The following is a 23850-nucleotide window of genomic DNA, read 5'->3' on the forward strand; positions in this document are numbered from 1 at the left end:
GTCAAAAAAATAGTTAGAAATCCGACTTCAGGCCACCTCTTTTTTTATAAGCTGTATGAGCTCTTTCGATACTGGGTACTCGAATTTCCTGGCAAATAATTTGTCCGATTTCAATACTTTGGGAAAGTCCGATTTATCAAGGATAGCCGGGCTGTTTCCGTTACGATATTCCCAAAGCACCATGGTCAAGGAATTTCCAAAAACTAAGGGTTTAAATGGTGAGTTCATAAGGATCGTTTGAAAGACTATCTCTTCTGGGCAATGGGTGTGTTTCATGCGCTGCATTATTTTGGGCTCCTTATCCAATACATCAATGACGTAGCTGACACAAGAGCTGCTTAGTGACCACCATACCGATCCACCGTAAAGGTCAGAGAAGGATTCTATGGGCTTTCGCTTGATGCCGGCAATCTTTTGAAATTTCAGTAAAGCACTGATAAATAGAGCTCCTGCTTTATTTTTTTGATTAAAAACATCGTAAAAGTTATAATAATTCAAGCGGTTAAAACCTCCTTCAGCCCATCGGAAAGTGGGTAAGGGAAAATGTTCAATAAACTGTTTTCCTTTATGCTTTTCGAAAAATAGCTTAATTTCTTTGCTGCTTTTAATAGGAAAGTCCTGACCACTCATGCTGTGGAGATAGCCAATTTCTTTATTTTTCAGGGCTTCTTTGGCCAAAAGGAGTAAAGCCTTTAGCAGGTTCAACCCTCCCCAATTCACCCCATATTCACGACTTATGGTCACCACATTTTTTTGTCGTTGAAGCTTTTCGACAGCGTCGTTTTTTACTTTACTTTTCTTATCCAGGTGTATGTAGAACAGAAAATCGTCATCCAGAAGATTCATGTATTCCACCAAGTGGTCAATATTTTTATAAGCCAAAAATAGAATTGCGTGTTTCATTGTCTATTAAAAAAAATAAAAAGTGATAGTCAAAGTTAAATTTTAGCTGTCTTTGTATCGTAATAATATCCATATTTATATCCGTAACTATGCTCGGATTTAGCATCATTCAAGACCAATACAGGATTCGAAAACTTTTCATTTTTTGCAATTTCATTGATTAATTTAAGATGATTGGGTTTGGTGTAATAGTACCTTACGACATAGGCCAACATATCGGCGAAAGGGGAGAGAGAAAATGCGTCTGCAACTAACCCTATAGGGGCACTATCAATAATGATATAGTCAAATTTATTCCTTAATTCAACAAATAGCCCCTCTAATCGGGGGCTGTTCATGATTTGAAGTGGATTATCTGATAATTTACCAGCACCAATGAAGAAAATATTTGGATTTTCTTCAGAAAGTGTAAGAATATCGCTGGTAATATAGTTTTCACTCGATAGGTATTCGCTGATTCCAGGTTTGTTTGTTTTAATACCAAGTTGCTTAAGGACTGAAGGTTTTCTGAGATCAAATTCCAAAATCACTGTTTTCTTTCCTGATAGTCCGATGGTCCGGGCAAGATTGATACTAAAAAAGGTTTTTCCCTCCCCTCCAATGCTGGAGGTGGTTAGAATCACCTGATTTGTTCTTTTCATGGATGCAAATTTCATATTTGTCCAAATCAGGTTTATTTGTTCTCCAATAAGAGACTTGTGGTTTGGAGTTCCGAGATACAGGTTTTTTCTTTTTTCATGAGATATTTCTCCCATAATTGGAACCTGACTCATTGCCTCCACCTCATTTTTTTGCCCGATCTTTCCAAAATAGTAATCATTGACAAAAATCAATCCAAACGGGATGCCTAATCCCAGAATAAATGCAAAAACCATGATTAACTTTTTCATAGGTTTGGCAGGATACAACCCAGCAATTGGGGGGTCTATGACCCGGGCATTGGATACGGATGTGGCGGCCAGGGAAAGAATGGACTCTTCCCTTTTTTGCATTAAATATTGGTAGTTTTCCTGTTTGGTGGATTGTTGTCTTGTTATGTTTAAAAGCTCCCGTTCAATTTGAGGAACCCGGTTGGCTCTTTCTTCTATTACCAAGGCATTTTCCTGAAGGCTTTTTTTGGCTATCTGTATGCTTTTTTTACTGCTTTGAATATTTTCTAACAGATTTGATCGAAGGCTAAAAAGTTGCTCGTCCAGGTTTTTTACTAAAGGATTGTCTGATGTAGTTCCATTCAAAAGACGTTGACGTTGGCGTTGCAGCTCATTGTATTTTTTAACCAAATCAGACAAAGCCTCATCTTCTATCAATAAGGATCCCTGAACCATTTCGGACAAATTGTTACTACTGGTTAAATTTTCTTCCAGGTTATTGAGTACTTCAAAGTTGATATCGTATTCGGAAAGTTTCTGCTTGGTGTTGCTGGAGTTTTGCAGGTATATCTGGGATTCAGCACTCAAATCAGAAATGGAGTTTTCGTTTTTGTAGGTTTCAACAGCTTTTTCTATCTCTGCAAGTTCTGTAGTCAGCTTCTCCATTTGTTCATCAATAAAAGCAAGCGTGTTGGACGCTGTGGAATTGATGTTTTTTAAGGCCTCAGTATTGTAAACTTCAACTAATGTTTTCAAAAAATCCTCTCCTTTTTCAGGGGTAGTAGCCAACAAGGTAATGGAAATGACAGTGGACAGCTTATTTGTTGGTTCTGCATTGATGTTTTCTCTGTATTCAAAAGCCATTTCCCGCATATCATTGTAGGTAAAAAAAAGGCTTTTCGGATAGGGTTCCTGCTGATTTTCTTTTAGATCAATGGTAAACTCTCCAAAAAAGTTATTTATTTCATCACCAAAATTATACCGACTCTTACTACCTTCTTCCATTTCCAATTCATAGGAATTGTCATCTATTATTTCAAGTCTGACCATTTCGGTAAATTTTTCGGGCCGATCATTTAATTTGCTGTAACTGATGCTGACCGGGACTTCTTTCCCGTAAATTTCTTTATATCGCTTAAACCCATCCTCTACGAAGAAGGTGTTGTAAAAGTCCAGATTTTCAAGGGTCTTTTTGATCAGGGATACTGACGTTAATACCTCCACTTCATTCTCGACAATGCTGGTGGTCTGATAACCGTCTAAATCATCCAGGACAGTATTATTTGAAAAACCCTTCTTCGCCTCCGTACCGTTATTAATCATCAATGTAGAATTGATTTCATACTGGCTTGGTGTGTAGTAAATATAGGCCAATGCTGCACCACACATTAACAAAACACCCCCCAAAAATAAATACCAGTGTCTCAGGTATTTTTTAAAGTAAAATTCAAGAGGAACAGAACTTGATTTTTTCAAGTCGATTTCCTGATTCAATAAATCTTTAATGTCCATGATGTAATAAAATTTACTGGGTAGTAAAAATGAATTTCAAATTGCCGTTTGGTCAAAACTTCGTCACGTCAATCACAAATGAAGGATTGAGATCAGAACCTGCCGTTAAAGTAATTTCCATTTTTAATGGAAATATACTATTTAGTTCAAAAAATATTATATTTAATATATTAAATATAATATTTAAATAATTAAATAAAACTTTACCTCTTTCTAAGATCGCTGTTTGGGTAAAATTTTATCACAAACTTTTTTATGTATTTAAAAAACATTTTTACAAATGTAAAAATAATTTTTTTTATCTAAAAGCTTTTGTGATGATAATTAAATGATTTTAGTCAGTTTTTACGGGCTTCTTATAATTCAAAATGATCTTGCGCTAAAAAATTGACAAGTTAATCATGTAATACTCGTGGATATATTTTAATAAGGAAAAATTATTTGGTATATAATTTTGTGAAAATACGGAGAAAGTAAATAAAACTAAAGTATTTTTTTAGTATAAAATATTATTTTTCTATAAGTAATTTAATGAAAAATATAAAAAATAATACACAAATTGATTAGCAGCTCTGTGAAATACAGATTTTTTTAATTAAAATTATTTTTTTATATTTAAATATAATTAAAAAAATATAAAATGGTAAAAAATAAATTTTATTTTAGCCTTTAAGTTTCCAGTACCTCATCAGGCCGCTTACTGACATCCAACTGGGATTGGCATATTCGTAAAGCGATTGCAACTTTTTTCCTGCACCAAAAGATTCCATTTGGTTGGAGGTATAGGCCATAAACGCTGTTTTAATAGTCTCAAGTGGTGTCCCCTTATCAAAGTGGACTTTCATCCAGAAAGCCCAATTGTCCAGGACTTTTGTGAGCTCAGTAAAGTGCTCTCTGGGCTGGTTGACCTCACCGAAATGGGTCAGGTATAACTTCTCCGGCTGCCTGTCTAAAATGGTTTGCATGGATTTTTTCCAATCTTCCAGGTGGATATCCGGAGGAGGGCAAGGGGGTACTACCGGACCATCCTTAATTTTAACTCCTCCAACATCCCCGGTAAATACACTTTGGCCCAGTTGCCAGGCAATGTGATGACTGGCGTGTCCGGGAGTATGCAGGGCAGTAAAGACCAGGTCTCCGATATGAATGGTCTCCTTATGGCCGGTGGGGACCAATTTACTTTTGTCTATGCCTTTCATTTCACCCCAGAGCTGCTCCATGTTTGCCTCACCGTAAATCTTGGCTGCCGACTGCCACAATCTTTCAGGGCTAGCCAGGTGAGTAAGCCCCACCGGGTGAACGAATATGTCGGCTCCTGCCTCGGCTAATTTCCATGCAGCCCCGGCATGGTCAAAGTGAATGTGTGTGAGCAGGACGGCATCAATGTCTCCGGGATTCAACCCATGCCCTTTTAAAGCATCTTTTAAATTGAACCAGGTGCTTTCAGGGCCGGTTTCCACCAAAACATGGTGATTGTTTAGCGAAATCAAAAAACAGGCAATGGTATGCTTTTCAGCTTTAAAATGAAGATCAAGAATTTCTATTTTATACATTATCCGAATAAGGTATAGTTTCCAAATTGATCCATGGGCAGGGTTTTTCGAATGACGTATGCACTGTCATTGGCTACCTGATTTACCATAGGGGATACCGTATATTTAGTCATTTCGTCATCTGGATAAGGACCAAGCATGCCAAGCAATTCCTCCTCCTGCGTACGCACATCCAACCATTTGGCCTCATCTTCTTTTTTGAGAATGACTGGCATCCTGTCATGTATTTCTGCAGAAAGTTGATTGGGAGCAGTGGTTAAAACTAAAAAAGTGTGTGCTGTTTCTCCTTTCTCAGTTTCATATTCTTCCCAAATGCCTGCCATGGAGAATATGGACTCCCCATGTAGGACAAACCGGTAAGGTACTTTTGTTTTTTTGCCGATTTTTTTCCATTCATAAAAACCATCTGCAGGTACCAGACACCGGTTTTTTTTAAATGCATTTTTAAATGTTGCTTTTTCTGTAATGGTTTCTGCCCGGGCATTGATGAGCTTATTGGCTACAGGTTTATTTTTTGCAAACGAAGGAGTGATGCCCCAATAAAAATGGGAAAACCCTTTAGGGCTTTCGGTAGTGATCACAGGGACAAGTTGAGAAGGAGCAATATTGTATCTTGGAGTAAAAGCTTCCAGCATTTCAGCCTCAAACCTGTTTTCAAGGTCTATTTTCGTTTTTGCAAGTGAATATCTTCCACACATATTGAATTGGATTCGGCTTCGGGTGATGATGTAATTTAAAGATAGTTTTCGTTTTGGATAAATTCAAGAGCCCTGGATTCAGACCAGTATCTTTCTGCTTTTGATCTCGGACTAAAACCAACATGGCCCCCCTGATTTGGGAATTCCATATAAATCTTTTCCGAGCGTTCTCCAATTTCTCTGGGATAACAAGTTTTGCCAAGAAATGGATCATTCATGGCATTTAAAATCAGGCAGGGTATCTTTATGGCTTCTAGAAAATAGAGGGATGCATTTTTTTCGTAATAATCCGCTGCATTTTTAAACCCATGCAGGGGAGCGGTAAATGCATCATCAAATGCCCTTAGGGTGTAAATGGATCGCAAGGGAAAGTCTGAAATAATTTCCGGGAAAGCAAGGGCCTTTTTCCGCACCTTTTTCTTTAATGAGAGCAGAAAATTATAGGCATATACTTTATTCCTAAAATGATCTATTTTATCACAAGAGGCACTTAGGTCAAGGGGAACAGAAATGGCCACGGCTTTCTTTATGTTTTTTTGGCAGGGCCAATTTGTTTCTGCCAGGTATTTGAGCGTGAGGTTACCCCCCAGGCTAAACCCAACCAAATAAATGGATTTGTATTTACCTGAAGCATGGCAAACCACCTCCTCCAGGTCATAGGTAGCTCCGGAATGGTAAAAAAATGGTTTGTGGTTGGGGCTGCCACTACACCCCCTGTAATTCCAGTTCAATACGTCGTATCCTGAATCAAAAAAAATACCCGCCATGCCCGTCATGTAGGGCCGCTGACTATTGCCTTCCAAACCATGGCTGATTATGATCAGGTTTGTGCTTTCCTGCTTCAACCAATCCAGGTCCAGAAAATCACCATCTGTTGTGTTAATTCTTTCTCTTTCAAACCTTAAAAGGTGTTTTTCTCTGAAGAGAGCAGGAATAATGGTCTGCATGTGACCATTGTATAGTAGTTGGTGGGGGTTGTAATTTGAATTTTTCAGTACGGGCATTTTTTCGCTAAATGCATTCCAGATTCCTTTCCTACGTGAAAATACTATTATTAAATTTGAATAAACATATTTTAAGAACTATTTTTGGATTGCTGAAAACATGAATTCGAATAATATAACTTATGGCCGAAATAATACGAATGCCCAAAATGAGCGACACCATGGAAGAAGGGGTGATCGCACAATGGTTAAAAAAGGTAGGAGATGAAGTAAAGCCCGGAGATATTCTTGCAGAGGTTGAGACGGACAAGGCCACCATGGAATTGGAGTCTTATGATGAGGGTGTATTGCTTCATATTGGAGTAGACGAAAAGGATGCCGTACCGGTGAATGGGGTCATAGCCATTTTGGGAGAAAAGGGCGAAAACATAGATGATTTGCTCAAAGACATTAAGTCTGGTGGAGATGGTGAGTCTTCAAAAGATACTGCACCCAAAGAAAAGGAGTCGGCAGAAAAGCAGGAATCGGCCGAGAAAAAATCCGAGACGAAAAGCGAAAAAATAGATACTTCCGATATCAATGCTACCTTGATCACCATGCCTAAAATGAGTGACACCATGCAGGAGGGGACCATTGCCAGTTGGTTGAAAAAGGAAGGAGACGAAGTGAAATCAGGTGATGTTCTGGCTGAGGTTGAAACGGACAAAGCTACCATGGAGTTGGAGTCTTATGAAGACGGTACCCTTCTATATATCGGAGTCGAAGAAGGAGATTCAGTGGAAGTAAATGGGGTCATCGCCATTATTGGGGAGAAAGGAGCCGATTATAAGAAATTACTGGAAGCTCACAAACAAGAGGCTTCTTCCGGTTCGGCCACGGAAAGCACAGAGGAGACAGATGCGCCAAAAGAAAAAAGCCCTGAGAAAGAAGAAAAAGCAAAACCGGAGCAAGAAACGGGTAGTACTGCCTCATCAGGTTCAAATGGAAGAATAAAGGCTTCTCCTCTGGCAAAGAAAATGGCCAAGGACAAAGGAATTGACATTTCTCTGGTAAAAGGCTCCGGTGACGGGGGCAGAATCATTAAGAAAGATATTGAAAGTTTCGATCCCTCGAAAGTGGCTGCTGCGGATAAATCCTCCGGAGCAATGGCTGCCAGTCCTGCAGTTGGGCAGGAGTCTTTCAGAGAGGAAAAGGTTTCCCAGATGAGAAAGGTGATTGCCAAACGGCTTGCCGAGAGCAAATTCACTGCACCTCATTTTTATCTGACCATGGAAATCAACATGGACAAAGCCATTGAGGCAAGGAAAAGCATGAATGAAGTGGCTCCGGTGAAAATATCATTTAATGATATGGTGATTAAAGCTGTTGCCGCTGCCTTAAAGCAACATCCCAATGTGAATTCGGCTTGGATGGGAGACAAGATCAGGTACAATGACCATGTGCATATCGGTATGGCAGTGGCAGTGGATGAAGGACTATTGGTCCCGGTGATCAGGTTTACGGACAGCAAGAGTCTTTCTCAGATATCCCAGGAAGCCAAGTCCCTGGCAGGAAAGGCCAAGAATAAGGAGCTACAGCCCAAGGATTGGGAGGGTAACACCTTCACGGTTTCGAATCTGGGCATGTTTGGAATTGATGAGTTTACGGCCATAATCAATCCTCCAGACGCCTGTATCCTGGCCATAGGAGGTATCAAGCAAACTCCAATTGTAAAAGATGGGGAAATCAAAGTAGGGAACCTGATGAAAGTGACCCTTTCCTGTGACCACCGGGTAGTAGATGGAGCCATAGGTTCGGCCTTCCTGCAGACAGTAAAACAACTTCTGGAAGATCCGGTCAGGCTTCTTATCTGACAATGCAAAAAATTAGATAATGTCAAAAAGTCCTAGAAATAGGGCTTTTTGTTTTTAGTACGGTTATTGAAAACAATTATCAAAAAAAGAATCATGGAAAAACTCAAATCAACCACAGTAGTAGCCATCAGCCACCAAGGGCAGGTAGCTATCGGTGCAGATGGCCAGGCTACTTTGGGGAATACCGTTGCCAAGAGCAGCGTAAATAAAATCAGGAAATTGCAGGGAGGGAAGATCGTCACCGGGTTTGCCGGTTCTACCGCCGATGCGTTTACACTTTTGGAAAAATTCGAAGAGAAATTAGGAAAGTACAGCAATAACATGAAGCGGGCAGCGGTGGAATTGGCCAAAGAATGGCGGACAGACAGGATGTTAAGTAAACTGGAAGCAATGATGATCATTGCAGATATTACAGATGTGCTGATTATTTCAGGGACTGGGGATGTAATTGAACCCGATTTAGGGATTGCCACCATTGGTTCAGGAAGCATGTATGCACAGTCAGCCGCCAGAGCACTAAAAAAATACGCCCCTCAACTCAGTGCAGAGGAAATGGTCAAAGAAAGCCTTAACATTGCAGCGGATATCTGTATTTATACCAACCACAACCTAATCATTGAAAGGGTAAGTGAATAAGAAAAGGCCTTCAAATCTTATCTTTGAAGGCCTTTTCCATTTATACCTCAAAGTCATATACCTTGACCCGAGACCATTTGTCTTTGTGGTCCTCCACAAACTGTAAATGAACAGGATCGGTCTGATAAAGATCGTGATCACCAAGGCTGTCAAAATAGACGGTCAGAGATATGTGAAAACTATGATCTACTACTTCCCTTCGTTGGGTACCGGCAGGAACTCCGACTTTGTAGTCTTTCACACTTTTGGTTTGGGCAATTTTCTTGCAGCCATCCATGACCGTTTTAAGATCTTTAGCCGGATCATGAAGCCAGAAAAACACTTGGTGTACAATCATGTTTGCGTGGGTTTTAGCGTTGGTTTGATGTGAAATAAATGCTCCAAATCCCAAAGCAGTCAGGGAGGCCATGAATTTTCTTCTATTGAGCATTATAGTTTCATTTAATGGAAAATCGTTTAAGAGATTAAAGATATATATTAATAGTTTAAAAATTAAGAAAAGAAAGGACTTAAAATGAAATACAGAAAACTTGGAAAAACCGGACTGAATGTTTCAGAAGTATCGTTGGGTACCTGGCAGGTAGGAGGAGGCTGGGGAGGCTCCTTTGACGATAAAGTGGCCTCAGGCATCATCCATGAAGCCATAGATCAGGGGATAAATTTTATTGATACAGCGGATGTTTACGATGCAGGAATGAGTGAGGCAGCTGTCGGAAAGATCATCCGGGAGCGAAAGGAAGAAGTTTTTGTGGCTACCAAATGTGGCCGGCAAATTCAGCCTCATGTCTCAGAGGGTTATACTCCGAAAGTATTAAGGGGTTATGTAGAGGGCAGCCTGAGAAACATGAACCTGGACACCATTGATCTGATACAATTGCACTGCCCTCCAACGGAAGTATACCACAGGCCTGAAATTTTCGGCCTTTTTGAAGACCTGAAAAAGGAAGGGAAGATAAAAAATATGGGGGTGAGTGTCGAAAAAGTAGACGAAGCCTTGCTTGCCCTGGACTACCAAAATGTGACTACTGTACAGGTGATTTTTAATATGTTCCGGCCCAAACCCTCAGAAGAGTTTTTTGGACAGGCCCGGTCAAAAGATTGCGGTATCATTGTCAGGGTGCCTTTGGCAAGTGGATTGTTGTCTGGAAAAATTGATGGGGACACCACTTTTCATCCTGAAGACCACAGAAATTTCAACAGAAATGGAGAAGCATTTGATAAAGGAGAAACGTTTTCGGGTATAAATTTGGATCGCGGCATTGAGGCTGTAAGTGAGCTGAAGCAGCTATTCGGAGACCCGGCCCCACTGGCAGCCCTGGCAATCCGATGGGTTTTGATGTTTGAAGAAGTCTCCACAGTAATTCCCGGCGCTTCAAAACCAGAACAGGTAATGGCCAATGTGAAGGCTGCATCAATAGCTCCCTTGACAAATGAGGAAATGGCTGCTGTTCGGGATATCTATGATAAATATTTCAAAGCTGAAATTCATCCTCAGTGGTAATAAAAAAGCCATGAAAACTTACTTTCATAGCTTTAGTCAATAAACAATAAACCCAAAATAACCCAATGATCTACAGGTAAACACCTGAAATTCATTGGGTTAAAATTAAATTAATTAATCTAAATTTTCAAACAGTCCTGGGTGAAAAATTAAAAAATTGAGCTATTTAAAAAATTCACCCTTTTATTTTGATATTTTTTTAAAATACGTGAGTCTTGCAAATGAGATATTACCGATTTGAAATTCGGCTATCAGCAAAAATCCGGTGGAGCCACCCAAACTCCACCGGACTAATCGGATAAAAAATGAGTTTAACCTAAAAAAGCAGATTTTAAAAATAACAAGGCCTTCAGGCTTTGGCTGCTGATTTTTCTCCCATGAGTAAAACCTCATTGACCTGAACTTCGGTGATGTATTTTTTAATCCCTTCTTTGTTCTCATAGGACCTGCTCACCAATTTTCCCTGAATGCAGATTTCCGAACCTTTGTCGGTGTATTTGTGTATAATTTCTGCCGGCTTCCCAAAGGCAACGATACTGTGCCAGTAGGTTTCTTCAATTTTCTCCCCTTTATTGTTTTTGTAAGATTCATTGGTGGCAAGATTCAATCTTACCATAGGCGTGTTCCCATTGACTGTTTTAAATTCTGCTTTTGCACCCAGTCTCCCGATCAATTGTACTTTGTTTTTAATAGCGTTCATGACGTGAATTGTTTAAGTTAAGAATGTGTATGTTTTCCGAATTGGAACAGGACAAAATTGGGGATAGGGGCAAAAATTATTCGGGTTTTTTTCGTTTAAAACCGTTTGTAAATGTTTGTAAACGTTTACAAACGGATAATTTCATTTGTTAAATGACTTTTTTTATATATATTATGCTTAATTTTTCCTTTAAAAGGACTTTTATGACAGTACAACCTAAAAAATGTGTAAGCTGTGGAAAGCCTTTGTTTGGTAGGGTGGATAAAAAATTTTGTGACGACTATTGCAGAAACAGTTACAACAATCAGATGAAATCTGGAAGTAACAGACTGATCCGAAACATCAACAATGCCCTGAAGAGAAACAGGAATATCCTGGCAAATATATTACCTGACACCGAGGATACTGCCAAAACCCTCCGGGGCAACATGCTTGAAATGGGTTTTCAATTCAGGTACTGCACCCATACCTACACCAATAAAAAAGGCAATTTGTATGCGTATTGTTACGATTACGGCTATTTAAAACTCGATCAGGATTGGATCCTTGTAGTGAGAAACAAGGAAGAAAAACGCGAACGGTCCCCGTTTGTTAAATCATAAAATTGGGCTTATCCAGTTTTTTGTCTATCCTGTAGGCAGCATTGAGCAAACCAACATGGCTATAGGTTTGAGGGAAGTTGCCCCATTGACTACCGGTGTGTTGGTCGACATCCTCAGAAAACAAATTGAGGTGGTTACAGTATTTGCTCAACGTTTCAAAACCTTCCATGGCTTCTTCAAGTCGGTTTACACAGGCCAGGGCTTCAATGTACCAAAAGGCACAGATCAGAAAGGTAGTTTCTGGTTCACCGAAATCATCCAGGTGCTTGTAACGGTAAAACAAGAAATCCTTGGCCAGTAAATCTTCTTCCAGGGCTTTAAGGTGATTGTTGGCACTTTCAATATCATTGCCGAAATAACCCATGGTGATCAATTGCAAGGTGCTGGCATCCATGTTTTTGGTTCCTATGGCCTGAGCGTAAGCCTTTCTTTCCGGTATGTAGCAAGCCTCTATTTTCTTTATGGCTTTATTTTTTAATTCAACTGCTTTATTTTTCATCTCCAAATCAGACAGCCGGTCTGCCATTTTTACAGCGGCACTGGCTCCTGCCCAATGAAAAAGGAAAGTATAGCAATGCTCCTGTTTTAAATTTCTGAATTCCCACAAGCCTGCGTCTTTTTCGTCCATTGTTTCCTCTATTTTTTGCAATAGATTATTAATGAAGGGCTTGCTATGGCTTTTTTCCGATTCGATAAACCTTTTGTCTGCATAAAGTGGCAACAAGCTAACCAATACCTGACCATATAAGTCATTTTGGATATGTGTGTAAGCTTGGTTACCAAAACGTACCGGCTTATTGCCCATATAACCATGTAAGTCGGCAACCGTTTCAGGTAATTTGGAGGAGCCTGTGATCGAGTAAAGGGGTTGGTACCTGCCTTTTTCATCAACTGGCAGGTTTTGTATAAATTCAAAATACCGCTCCAATTCCTCAAAATGACCCAAATGGTTGAATACATTTAGCGTATAATAGGCATCCCTCATCCAGCAATACCTGTAATCCCAATTTCTGGTAGAGCCCGGCGATTCCGGAAGGCTAGAGGTGGAGGCAGCTATGATTCCGCCGGTATCCTCATATTGATGGATTTTTAGCACAAGTGAGGAACGCACCACCAGTTTTTGATAAAAATTCGGGATACTGGTAGATTTCACCCAGTCGCGCCAATATTGGCAAGTGGCATTCAGAAATTTTTCCATGGTGCTTTCGATGGGAGCTTCCATAGGATTTCCATAGGTAAGCACCAGGTAAATGGTTCTTTGTAATCTGAATTCCTGTTCCTCCATGATATAGGTGATGGAGCAATTGGTTGTTAACCTTACCTGCTGATCCCGCCCGGCAAACTGAATATGATTACTGCCTGGTGTAGGGGTCAATTTGGTTTTTCCGTAATTGGCTACTGGCTGACAGTTTATTTTGATTTTGGGTTCTCCTTTTAAGGGCTCTATCTTTCTTACCAACATTGTGGGTTTAAAGTACCGGTCAAAATTTAAAAAGCGAGGAGCAAAATCAGTTACCTTATACATTTCGCCTGCAGATGTTTCCACGGAGGTTTCCAGTATATTGGTGTTTTCCTTGTAAGCCTGGCGGGAGGTGAATCCGCCATTTTGCGGCAAGACAGTAAACTCACCACCCTTTTCCTTGTCCAGCATGCTCCCAAATAGAAAATCACTATCAAATCGGGGCAAACACAACCAGCTGATATTCGTGTTTTTCTCAATATGGGCAATGTAACTGCAATTACCTATGAGGCCGGTGCCATATGTATGTTTTTCCATTCAAAAGCAGGTTAAAGTCTATGAATAAAGCATGTGCCATTCTCTTGAAAATAATAAAAAGAAAGGGCAATTAATTTGCGAAGTTATTAAAATTAAGAGTTGATAATAATTAAATGCTACCTTTATTGCTTTATTACCTCTAAAAATTTGCGGGAGACTTTTACCAGCATGCTTTGATTGATACTTGGTATACGAATTATGAAATAATCCTGATTGGATTTTTGGATACACTCACCCTGAAACCCCTGCAAGGCACCACCTAAAATCTTAACTTGTTCACCTGTATCAATATCATCAGTATCTACTTCCACTGCCACCCCGGTTTCTATGATCCGTTGTATGGTGTCAATTTCATTTTGGTGCACCACTGCATGTTCGCCGGAAAAATTAATAAATTTTACCGCACCACTGATTTGTAAAGCCTCCCAAAGCCTTTCCTTACTGGTATAAACAAATAAATATCCATTAAAAAGTGGTCGTTGCACTTTCTTCTTTCGATCACTCCATTGCCTTAGTTCTTCTATAATCGGGAGATACACTTCGGTACCTTTTTCTTTCAGTCTTTGGGCTACCTTTTTTTCCGCTCTTGGAGCAGTATACATCACATACCAATTATATTTTTCTGTCATTATACAGATTTACAGGTTTTAAACCCGAAATTACCGAATAATTTGTGCAACCGTCAACTCTTGTTTTTGGAATTTTTCCATGTTTTCAACCTCTATTGGGCTTTTAATATTTGGAATATATTTTTATGTTTTTTAAATAGTTAAAAATGGTTTTAAAATAATTCTTTACCCTTTTGATTTTTTTATTTACTTTTGGCGTATCTTTTATAAGAAATCGAAATAAAAGTCTAACTGTCACAATAGCAATAATTTAATTCTTTTATAAGAACAATCAGTTTTGTGTTTGGTGAAAACACATACCATTTTAACATATTATTCTTTTGTGGATCAAACAGAATAGTATGGTTTTATTTTTGTACTGGAACAGCGAAAAAACAAAATCATGAAAATTGTTAATGTAGTTTTATCGGGAGGAGTCGGTAGCCGACTTTGGCCGCTTTCACGTAAAAGCAAGCCAAAGCAATACCTTCCCATTTTTGATAATCAATCACTTTTCCAGAAAACCATCAAAAGAAATGCAGGCATTTGTAACCAGGTGATGGTAGTTGGCGGGGTGGATAATTACGAGCTTTCCAGGGATATCCTGGAGAAAATGGATGTCTCAGACTATCTTGAATTGGTGGAAGCTGCCCCCAGAAATACCGCTGCGGCCATAGCTTTTGCGGCTTTGTCCGTCCCTTCAGATGCTGTAATGTTGGTTACCCCATCCGATCACCTGATAGGAGATGAAGAAAAATATCAAAATTCACTGAAACAAGCCATAGAAATGGCTCGGAAGGGTTCCCTTGTCACCTTTGGATTGATCCCTACCAGGCCGGAAACCGGATTTGGATACATTGAACACAAGGGCAATGAGGTCCTGGGTTTCAGAGAGAAGCCGGATCTGTCCCGGGCAAAAGAATTTTTGGACAAAGGCAATTTTCTCTGGAACAGTGGCATGTTTTGTTTTACGGCAGGCACTTATTTGGATGAACTTCAAAAGTATGAACCAGAGGTGCTGGAAAAGTCAAAGGTGGCCTTGCAAAATGCAAAGGATGGCTTTCTGCCTTTGGAGTTAAGTATGGAAATTCCTTCCATTAGTGTAGATTACGCCGTGATGGAAAAATCAGACAAAATCAAGGTGGTACCCTCCTCCTTTACCTGGTCTGATATGGGGTCTTTTGAAGCTCTTTTCGACTATTTTCAACCAGGCAGTAAGGAACGAAAGGGGAATAACCTGGCGCTCGGAACAGCTGGTAAGCATGTGGAATTTGTTGGGCTGCAGCATGTGGTATTGGTGGAAACTCCGGATGCCATATTGGTGCTGAACAAGGATAATGCGCAGGAGGTAAAAAAAGTGTATGAGAGATTGGAAAAGGAAAACCCGGGATTATTAAACTAAGCAAATGATACAAAAGCAGACCAAAATATATGTTGCAGGTCACAATGGTATGGTGGGCGCTGCCATTTTCAGGGCACTTAAGCAAAAAGGTTACCAAAATTTAATTGGCTTGAGCAGTAGGGAACTTGATTTGAAAAGCCAATCCAGTGTGAAAAGTTTTTTTGAGAAAGAAAAACCTGAGATAGTCATTGATGCTGCTGCAAGGGTTGGCGGTATCCTTGCCAACAACAACTACCCCTATCAGTTCCTGATGGAAAATCTACTCATCCAGAACAACCTGATTGATTTTTCACTTCAGGCCGGAGTAGAGAAATTTATTTTTCTGGGGAGTTCCTGTATTTATCCCAAGCTGGCTCCTCAGCCGCTTAAGGAAGACATGTTGCTTACCGCATCACTGGAGCCGACCAACCAGTGGTATGCCCTGGCCAAAATAGCTGGTGTAAAAGCCTGCGAGGCCATCAGGCAACAGTACGGGAAAGATTTTGTGAGCCTGATGCCCACCAATCTTTATGGACCATTTGATAATTTTGATCTGGAAACCTCTCATGTGCTTCCGGCAATGATCAGAAAATTTCATGAAGCAAAAATCGATGGTCACCAGCCTGTCAAGTTATGGGGCAGCGGGACTCCTATGCGGGAGTTTTTGCATGTGGATGATATGGCAGAAGCAGTAGTTTTTGCCATGGAGCATACATTTGAGGATAATTTGTACAATGTGGGTACAGGCCAGGATCTGACCATCAAATCCCTTGCAGCGTTGATCCAGCAGGTCACCGGACACCAGGGAGAAATCGTATGGGACAGCAGCAAACCAGATGGAACCCCCAGAAAATTGATGGATGTAAGTAAAATGACCGGGGCAGGCTGGAAGGCCAAGATATCATTGGAACAAGGTATTCAGGATACCTACCAGTGGTTCCTGAAAAATATTGATCAAATCAAACAGGTTAAATTGTAATATATTTTTATCAGCAAATAAAAAAATCATTTATGAAAACGGCGTTAATAACAGGGATTACCGGGCAGGATGGAGCCTATCTTGCAGAGCTTTTATTATCCAAGGGGTATATTGTACATGGTATCAAAAGAAGAGCCTCTCTTTTTAATACAGACAGGATAGATCACCTGTACCAGGATCCACATGATGATGACAAGCGTTTGTTTTTGCACTACGGGGATTTGACAGACTCCATGAACCTAACCCGTATCATTCAGGAAACCAAACCTGATGAGATTTATAACCTTGCGGCAATGAGCCATGTAAAGGTAAGTTTTGATACACCTGAATATACAGCCAATGCAGACGGAGTGGGAACATTGAGGATTCTGGAAGCGGTCAGGTTATTGGGCATGGAGAAAAAGACCAAAATCTATCAGGCCTCCACCTCCGAGCTTTACGGATTGGTGCAGGCTGTTCCCCAGTCTGAAACGACACCATTTTATCCCAGGTCTCCCTATGCAGTGGCCAAATTGTATGGGTACTGGATTACGGTAAACTACCGGGAGGCTTATGGTATGTATGCCTGTAATGGTATTTTGTTCAATCACGAATCTCCTCTGAGAGGGGAGACCTTTGTGACCAGAAAAATAAGCAGGGCGGTGGCCAAGATCGCTTTGGGATTGCAAAAAGACCTGTACATGGGTAACCTGGATGCCAAAAGGGATTGGGGTCATGCCAAAGATTATGTGGATGCCATGTGGAGAATTTTGCAGCAGGAGGTGCCGGAGGATTATGTCATCGCTACCGGGGTAACCACCAAGGTCCGGGATTTTATCAAAATGGCCTTTGATGAGGTTGGGTTTAAGTTGAAGTTTGAAGGGGAAGGTTTGAATGAGAAAGGAATACTGGAAGCTATCGATAGGGACAAGGCTTTTGATGTGCTCGGAACCTCACATTTTAAAGTAAACAAAGGAGATGTGTTGGTGAAAATTGATCCGGCCTATTTCCGGCCCACTGAAGTGGACCTGCTGATCGGAGATCCTACCAAGGCCATGACCAAATTGGGATGGAAGCCTAAATACGACCTTAAAATGTTGGTAGAGGATATGGTCCTTTCCGATGTGGGCTTATTCAAGCGCGATATCCATTTGATGAAAGGCGGACACAAGGTGCTGAATCAGGCGGAATAGCCTTTTTTATCATTTAAGTAAAAATTAAATTTATGCGCAAAATAATTATATTTTGCGCATAAATTTTTTAATTTAAATCAGTGATCAACTATTTTACCTAATTTAATTTTGTTTTTTTCGATTACCTGGGCAGATTCAAAAAAAATCATCTTATGTTATTCCGCTGGTATTGCTTACTTTTGTGCGGATATTCAATAAATATCCCTTTTTTGTTGATCATAAAGGTTATCCCATGCATTACAGCTCTTTTACTATATGTAACTGAGGAGGCGAAGCTTTAATTTTTTTAGAAGGTGTCCTTCCTTTGTTTTTAGATTTTATTTGATTTCATTTCATTAATAACCACCGGTACTCAAATGCTGATCAGAATTTTACTTCATAACTTAAAATTTATTCTTTTTGTTGTCCTCATGTGTTTTGGATTAATGTCTTATGGCCAATCCTTGCAGGATATTCAAAACCTTAAAGTGGATGAGCTTTCTGATGCCCAAATAGAACAACTGATCAGAAGGGCAGAATCTTCAGGTATGAATGAGGCGCAACTACAAGCCTTGGCAAGGGAGAGAGGAATGCCAGCAGCTGAAATAAGTAAACTTACCCAGCGCATTCAGATGCTCAAATCGGGAAATGTGGAAGGATCAAAGGGAAGGCAAGATCAGGGGCAAACCCAAAGACAAGTAACCGGCGAAGGGCTTGAACAAACCGATGTTTTTGATTCTTTAAGGCAGGCAGATCCATACTATGACCTGAGTCCAAAACAAAAGAAAATATTTGGTTTTACTTTATTTCATAACAAGGAGCTTAATTTTAATCCAAACTTAAATCTCCCGACACCTGAAAATTATATTTTGGGCACAGGAGATCAATTGTTAGTAGACGTTTTCGGAGCATCCCAGCAATCTCTGGACCTTACGGTATCTCCGGAAGGCACGGTATTTATCCCGAATATTGGTCCGATCAATGTAGGTGGGGCATCAATACAATCGGTGCGGTCCCGATTAAAAAATGCCTTGCAACAGATTTATTCTGGATTGGGAGGACCCAATCCCAATACTTTCCTGCAAGTGAGGGTAGGCAATATCCGCAGTATTCAGGTGACCATGGCAGGAGAATTGAGGATTCCTGGCAGCTATACCATGCCTTCTTTTGCCAATGTTTTCAATGCCTTGTACCAGGCAGGTGGTCCAAACGAAAACGGGTCATTTAGAAACATTCAGGTGTACAGGGACAACAGATTGGTAGGTGAAGTGGATATTTATGCCTTTTTGGTGGAAGGAAAACAGGAAGGGAATATCATATTGCAAGACAATGATGTAGTGATTGTTCCTCCCGTGCGCACCAGGGTAGAACTGGAAGGGCCAGTGAGAAGGCCTGGTATTTTTGAAATCAAACCTGGAGAAAGCATCAATGATTTACTTTCATTCGCGGGTGGGTTTAAAAGTGATGCCTACCGGGAACTGTTGACGGTAAGGCGGACTACAGATAAGGAAATGCGCATAGAAAATGTATATAAAAATGATTTTAAAACTTTCGCCGTCAAGGATGGTGATTTTTTTACTGTAGGAGCAATCCTGGAGCGGTATGAAAATAGGGCGCAGGTTTCCGGAGCAGTTTTCAGGCCGGGTGAGTTTGCCATTGAAGAAGAGATGACCTTACAATCCTTGCTAAAAATGGCCGGAGGGCTTCGGGGGGATGCTTTTTCTGAGAGGGTTTCTTTGTACAGGACCAATCCTGACTTTACCATGGAAATCATTACGCTAAATTTAAATGCCATTCTTTCAGGTGAAGCACCCGATGTCAAATTACAAAGAGAAGATATCCTGAACGTTCCCAGCATTTATGATCTCAAGGAGGAATACCACGTACAAATTTCAGGAGAGGTAAACCGAACAGGTGTATATCAGTTTGCGGAAAGCATGACGGTGGGAGATCTGATTGCCAAAGCCAAGGGCTTTAAAGAATCTGCTAGCAGTTCAAATATAGAAATTGCCAGAAGGGTGAAAGGAAATGTCAGTGGAGATATTGCTCAAATCATTAACATATCCATAGATCCGAACCTGAAAATAAGCGATGAAGAAAAGAATATTACTTTACAGCCCTTCGATCACGTATTTGTTCGTGAAAGCCCCGGTTTTCAACGGGAAAAAGTTGTGGAGGTAGAGGGAGAAGTTTTTTATCCCGGGGAATATGCCCTTGAAAAAAGAGATGAAAGGATATCTGATGTATTGAATCGGGCAGGTGGTTTGAATCAATTTGCTTATCCCAAGGGAGCGACCTTAATCAGAAGGACAGAGTTTTTCAATACCAAGGAGGAAGAAGTGTTGACGCTGGAGCAATTGGAGTCTTTGCTGGAAAACATGGAAAGGGATGAAAAGGTTGAAAATGCAGAATCTGAAAAAGAATTGATGAAAAGGTTGGAAGAAAGGGTGGCCCTTCTCAGTGAAGAAAGAAATAAAAGCAGATCGGGTAGCGAAGGGGTGGAAAGTTTTTCGGAGGACAGGTACCAGTTTCTCGAAGGAGCGGACAGTTCTGTGATGGAAGTAGCTACCAGAGATACAGAATTGATTGGAATTGAATTGGATAAAATCCTTGAACTGCCAGGGTCAAAATATGACTTGATATTACAGGAAGGTGATATTATTAGTATTCCTAAGGAGCTGCAGACGGTAAGAATGAGGGGAGAAGTATTGTATCCCACTACGGCTAGATATGATGAGGGCAGGAGTTTCAGGAATTATATTTCCAGAGCTGGGGGCTTTAGTGAATCGGCCAGAAAATCCCGTTCTTATGTGGTGTATGCCAATGGAGATGTAAAAAGGACCAACAGTTTTTTGTTTTTTAGTTTTTTTCCGAAGTTGGAACCTGGTGCAGAAATAATTGTCCCCAAAAAGCCTGAAAGAGAACCCATGTCCGTACAGGCATGGATTGGTATGGCATCAAGCTTGGCCACTTTGGTTATCTTGATTGACAGGGTTAGAAATTGATCAGAGAAATGGTTCAATTTTTCTTACTCCGTCTGAATTCAGGTTTTGTTTTTTATTAGAAAAGCCATCTTATTATTAAATGCAGCGAAGAAAGAAAATAAATACTTAGAGAACATGAAGCATTACCAAATTGGAGGTCCAAAATGAAAAATAAGTTTAAAATTCTAGTCAAATGGACGTATTAAAATTAATAGGTAGAAACAGAACTCTTTTTGGGCAAGATATTGCTTTGCATACTAAGGAACTAAATGAGAAGGTTTCTGCCTCCAAATTTTTGGTAATTGGAGGAGCGGGTTCTATAGGACAGGCTGTTACCAAAGAAATTTTCAAAAGAAATCCCCAGAAACTTCATGTTGTAGATATCAGTGAAAATAATTTGGTGGAGCTTGTAAGGGATATAAGGAGTTCATTAGGGTATATAAAAGGAGATTTTAGAACATTTGCATTGGATATTGGATCTACTATTTATGATGCATTTATTAAGGCTGATGGGGAGTATGATTATGTTTTGAATCTATCTGCCTTAAAGCATGTAAGAAGCGAAAAGGATCCTTTTACATTAATGAGAATGGTGGAAGTTAATGTTTTAAACACCCTAAAAACCATTAAACAATCCAAGGCAAATGGAGCATTAAAATATTTTTGTGTTTCTACGGACAAGGCTGCCAACCCTGTTAATATGATGGGGGCATCTAAACGCATTATGGAGTTATTTTTAATGCAAGAAAGCCAGGACCTGGCTATTTCAACGGCAAGGTTTGCCAATGTCGCATTTTCAGATGGGTCTTTGCTCCATGGTTTCAATCAAAGGATACTCAAAAAACAACCAATAGTTGCTCCCAATGATGTTAAACGGTATTTTGTAACTCCAAAAGAATCAGGAGAACTTTGTTTAATGTCCAGCCTTTTGGGTGGTAACAAGGAAATTTTCTTTCCCAAATTAAGTGAGGATTTGCATTTGATAACTTTTGCAGAGATTGCCAGAAAGTATCTGAAAGAATTGGGGTATGAGGCTTACGAATGTTCCAGCGAAGAAGAAGCTAGAAATATGGTTATGACCTTGCCTGCAAAAAGCAAGTGGCCTTGTTTTTTTACGGCAAGTGATACTACGGGTGAAAAGGATTTTGAAGAGTTTTTTATGGAGGAAGAGGTACTCGATATGGAGCGTTTTAAAAATGTCGGTATTGTAAAAAGCAATTTGACTTTTGAGCAAGAAAAGCTTGAATTTTTTATTGATCAGGTTGAGGAGTTTACCCAATCTGGCAAATGGTCCAAAGAGAACTTGTTAAAATTGTTTCATGACTTGATTCCTGGATTTGATCATAAGGAAAAAGGTAAATACCTAGATTCAAAAATGTAAGATGGAGTACAAGGAGGTAATAAATTTTATTAGGAATAAATTTGAAACCAAGGATTTTGTACCCCTTCATAGTCCGGTATTTAGGGGTAATGAGCGCAAGTATGTCCTGGATACACTTGATTCGACCTATGTTTCATCGGTAGGAGCTTATGTGGACAAGGCCGAAAAAATGATGGTTGAAATAAGTGGGACACGGAGCGCCGTAGCTGTTGTCAACGGGACTTCGGGTTTACAAGTAGCCTTAAAGTTGGCTGGAGTTCAGGGAGGGGATGAAGTGCTTACACAAGCACTTACTTTTGTAGCTACGGCCAATGCCATTCATTATGCATCAGCAGAGCCGGTTTTTTTGGATGTGGATTACGATACAATGGGCTTATCGCCAAAGGCAGTATCCCAATTTTTGGAGGAATACGGGGAGATGAGGGATGATGGTGCCTACAACAAAAAATCAGGTAAAAGGATCAGTGCCTGCCTTCCGATGCATACCTTTGGATTTCCAGTACATATGGATGAACTATTGGTGGTATGTAGCAAGTGGGGTATACCAATAGTGGAAGATGCTGCTGAGTCGCTGGGGAGCTACTATAAGGGCAAGCATTCAGGGTCTTTTGGAAAATTGGGTGTATTCTCCTTTAACGGAAACAAAATTGTTACTAGTGGGGGAGGAGGAATGATTGTAACCCAGGATGAAGATCTGGGTAAATTAGGCAAACACCTAACGACCACAGCCAAAGTGCCTCATCCTTATGAATATGCTCACGATAATGTTGGCTATAATTTCCGAATGCCAAATCTGAATGCAGCTTTGTTTTGTGGCCAACTAGAACAACTTGACGGGTTTTTGCAAAATAAAAGGCAACTGGCCATTGATTATGCTGAATTCTTCGAAACTCAGGGAATCACCTTTAGAAGAGAAACGGAAAACACCCATGCAAATTACTGGCTGATGTGTGTGGAATTGGAAAGCTTGAAACACCGCAATTCATTTTTAAAAATTACGAATGAGGGCCAAATCATGACCCGTCCAATTTGGCAGCTCATGTATCGCCTGCCAATGTATTCGCATTGCTATAAAGATGATCAGAAAAATGCGGAATATTTAGAGGAAAGAATAGTGAATATCCCCAGCAGTGTCAGAAGCTAAAGAAGTTTTTTTATTCGGTTATTCCGGACATGCATATGTCATCATTGAATCTTTAAAAGACTTGGGTTATGAAATAGTTGGATATTTTGACAAACATAAATCAGATGATAATCCTTACAATTTGGAATTTTTTGGTTTTGAGAAGGAGGTAGATGTCAAGCAGATTGTTGGTGACCGGTTGGTTTTTCCGGCAGTGGGAGACAATTCAATTCGGAAAAATCTGGTTCATTTCTTTAATAGTTTAAATTTGAATCAATTTGTTTTAAAGGATCCAAGTGCCAATATTTCTAAGACAGCGTCTATTGGAGTTTCGACTTACGTCGGAAAGGCAGTATTGATCAATGCCCAATCAAAAATAGGAGACGGAGTAATTGTGAATACGGGTTGCATTGTTGAGCACGAATGTGAGCTGGCGAATTTCGTTCATGTTGCACCTGGTACAGTTTTGTGTGGGAACGTTAAAATCGGTAACGAAAGTTTTATTGGGGCAAATTCGGTTATAAGAGAAAACAAATCGGTTGTTGGGGGTGCACTTATAGGCGCAGGGACAGTAGTTACGAAAAACGTTATGGAAAATGGAATTTGGTTTGGAAATCCAGTAAGGAAAAAATGAGCCAAGGATCTTTAAAGATGTTTTTTAATGTTAATGATTTTTATCTAAAGATGCGACATAT

General features: G+C 40.0%; 20 protein-coding genes. 11 read left to right on the plus strand and 9 right to left on the minus strand.

All coding sequences use genetic code 11. The annotated features are described in order from the left end of the window. Positions 1-27: 27 nt before the first annotated feature. The 5 genes from G9Q97_RS02115 to G9Q97_RS02135 form a co-directional block, all read right to left on the minus strand. Positions 28-903 carry a beta-1,6-N-acetylglucosaminyltransferase gene (locus G9Q97_RS02115; protein WP_166142651.1) on the minus strand — a complete coding sequence of 292 codons (876 nt, stop codon included), beginning with the start codon at positions 901-903 and terminating at the stop codon, positions 28-30. A 35-nt stretch (positions 904-938) separates the two neighbouring features. After that, positions 939-3284 carry a GumC family protein gene (locus G9Q97_RS02120; protein ID WP_166142653.1) on the minus strand — a complete coding sequence of 782 codons (2346 nt, stop codon included), beginning with the start codon at positions 3282-3284 and terminating at the stop codon, positions 939-941. A gap of 662 nt (positions 3285-3946) precedes the next feature. Next, the gene (locus tag G9Q97_RS02125) at positions 3947-4837 is read right to left on the minus strand and encodes an MBL fold metallo-hydrolase (protein WP_166142655.1); all 891 of its coding nucleotides are present in this window, start codon (positions 4835-4837) and stop codon (positions 3947-3949) included. After that, a complete protein-coding gene (locus tag G9Q97_RS02130) occupies positions 4837-5535 on the minus strand; it encodes an SOS response-associated peptidase (RefSeq protein ID WP_166142657.1) in 699 nt (232 codons plus the stop codon). The genes G9Q97_RS02125 and G9Q97_RS02130 overlap by 1 nt, the downstream gene beginning before the upstream one ends. 35 nt (positions 5536-5570) lie before the next feature. Further along, positions 5571-6539, minus strand: coding sequence for a YheT family hydrolase (locus tag G9Q97_RS02135; RefSeq protein ID WP_166142659.1), 969 nt, complete (start codon positions 6537-6539; stop codon positions 5571-5573). Positions 6540-6661: 122 nt separating this feature from the next. Between G9Q97_RS02135 and G9Q97_RS02140 the strand changes: the two genes are divergently transcribed. Together G9Q97_RS02140 and hslV are read left to right on the plus strand one after the other, a co-directional pair. Further along, a complete protein-coding gene (locus G9Q97_RS02140) occupies positions 6662-8332 on the plus strand; it encodes a pyruvate dehydrogenase complex dihydrolipoamide acetyltransferase (RefSeq protein WP_166142661.1) in 1671 nt (556 codons plus the stop codon). Between the two features lie 93 nt (positions 8333-8425). Then, a complete protein-coding gene (hslV, locus tag G9Q97_RS02145) occupies positions 8426-8968 on the plus strand; it encodes an ATP-dependent protease subunit HslV (protein ID WP_166142663.1) in 543 nt (180 codons plus the stop codon). A 40-nt stretch (positions 8969-9008) separates the two neighbouring features. Here the strand turns inward: hslV and G9Q97_RS02150 are convergent, their stop codons facing one another. Beyond that, a complete protein-coding gene (locus G9Q97_RS02150; protein WP_246255328.1) occupies positions 9009-9398 on the minus strand; it encodes a Dabb family protein in 390 nt (129 codons plus the stop codon). A gap of 84 nt (positions 9399-9482) precedes the next feature. Here G9Q97_RS02150 and G9Q97_RS02155 point away from each other — a divergent pair, with 84 nt between their 5' ends. Continuing rightward, complete coding sequence (locus tag G9Q97_RS02155) at positions 9483-10469, plus strand: aldo/keto reductase (RefSeq protein WP_166142665.1); 987 nt, start codon at positions 9483-9485, stop codon at positions 10467-10469. A gap of 349 nt (positions 10470-10818) precedes the next feature. Here G9Q97_RS02155 and G9Q97_RS02160 read toward each other — a convergent pair whose 3' ends face one another. Next, positions 10819-11169, minus strand: coding sequence for a single-stranded DNA-binding protein (locus tag G9Q97_RS02160; protein WP_166142667.1), 351 nt, complete (start codon positions 11167-11169; stop codon positions 10819-10821). Positions 11170-11372: 203 nt separating this feature from the next. Between G9Q97_RS02160 and G9Q97_RS02165 the strand changes: the two genes are divergently transcribed. Then, a complete protein-coding gene (locus tag G9Q97_RS02165; protein WP_166142669.1) occupies positions 11373-11771 on the plus strand; it encodes a hypothetical protein in 399 nt (132 codons plus the stop codon). Here G9Q97_RS02165 and G9Q97_RS02170 read toward each other — a convergent pair. Then, positions 11761-13548: a glycoside hydrolase family 15 protein gene (locus tag G9Q97_RS02170; RefSeq protein WP_166142671.1), complete on the minus strand. Its 1788-nt coding sequence runs from the start codon at positions 13546-13548 to the stop codon at positions 11761-11763. The genes G9Q97_RS02165 and G9Q97_RS02170 overlap by 11 nt on opposite strands. 122 nt (positions 13549-13670) lie before the next feature. After that, entirely contained in the window at positions 13671-14177 is a 507-nt protein-coding gene (locus tag G9Q97_RS02175; protein WP_166142673.1) for a UpxY family transcription antiterminator, read from the minus strand. Positions 14178-14559: 382 nt separating this feature from the next. On the opposite strand from G9Q97_RS02175, the gene G9Q97_RS02180 reads away from it, so the two are divergent. The 7 genes from G9Q97_RS02180 (at position 14560) to G9Q97_RS02210 (ending at position 23789) form a co-directional block, all read left to right on the plus strand. Beyond that, positions 14560-15558: a mannose-1-phosphate guanylyltransferase gene (locus G9Q97_RS02180; protein ID WP_166142675.1), complete on the plus strand. Its 999-nt coding sequence runs from the start codon at positions 14560-14562 to the stop codon at positions 15556-15558. Positions 15559-15562: 4 nt separating this feature from the next. Further along, the gene (locus G9Q97_RS02185; protein ID WP_166142677.1) at positions 15563-16516 is read left to right on the plus strand and encodes a GDP-L-fucose synthase family protein; all 954 of its coding nucleotides are present in this window, start codon (positions 15563-15565) and stop codon (positions 16514-16516) included. A 32-nt stretch (positions 16517-16548) separates the two neighbouring features. After that, positions 16549-17688, plus strand: coding sequence for a GDP-mannose 4,6-dehydratase (gmd, locus tag G9Q97_RS02190; RefSeq protein WP_166142679.1), 1140 nt, complete (start codon positions 16549-16551; stop codon positions 17686-17688). A 410-nt stretch (positions 17689-18098) separates the two neighbouring features. Beyond that, positions 18099-20672, plus strand: coding sequence for an SLBB domain-containing protein (locus G9Q97_RS02195; protein WP_246255330.1), 2574 nt, complete (start codon positions 18099-18101; stop codon positions 20670-20672). 172 nt (positions 20673-20844) lie between these two features. Next, positions 20845-22032 (plus strand): UDP-N-acetylglucosamine 4,6-dehydratase, encoded by a 1188-nt coding sequence (locus G9Q97_RS02200; RefSeq protein ID WP_166142683.1) that lies wholly within the window; start codon positions 20845-20847, stop codon positions 22030-22032. 1 nt (position 22033) lies between these two features. Next, positions 22034-23176: a LegC family aminotransferase gene (locus G9Q97_RS02205; RefSeq protein WP_166142685.1), complete on the plus strand. Its 1143-nt coding sequence runs from the start codon at positions 22034-22036 to the stop codon at positions 23174-23176. Continuing rightward, positions 23163-23789 carry an acetyltransferase gene (locus tag G9Q97_RS02210; RefSeq protein WP_166142687.1) on the plus strand — a complete coding sequence of 209 codons (627 nt, stop codon included), beginning with the start codon at positions 23163-23165 and terminating at the stop codon, positions 23787-23789. Before G9Q97_RS02205 ends, G9Q97_RS02210 begins: the two co-directional genes overlap by 14 nt. The last annotated feature ends 61 nt before the right edge of the window (positions 23790-23850 follow it).

This window comes from Cyclobacterium plantarum, assembly GCF_011290685.1.
GTDB lineage: Bacteria > Bacteroidota > Bacteroidia > Cytophagales > Cyclobacteriaceae > Cyclobacterium > Cyclobacterium plantarum.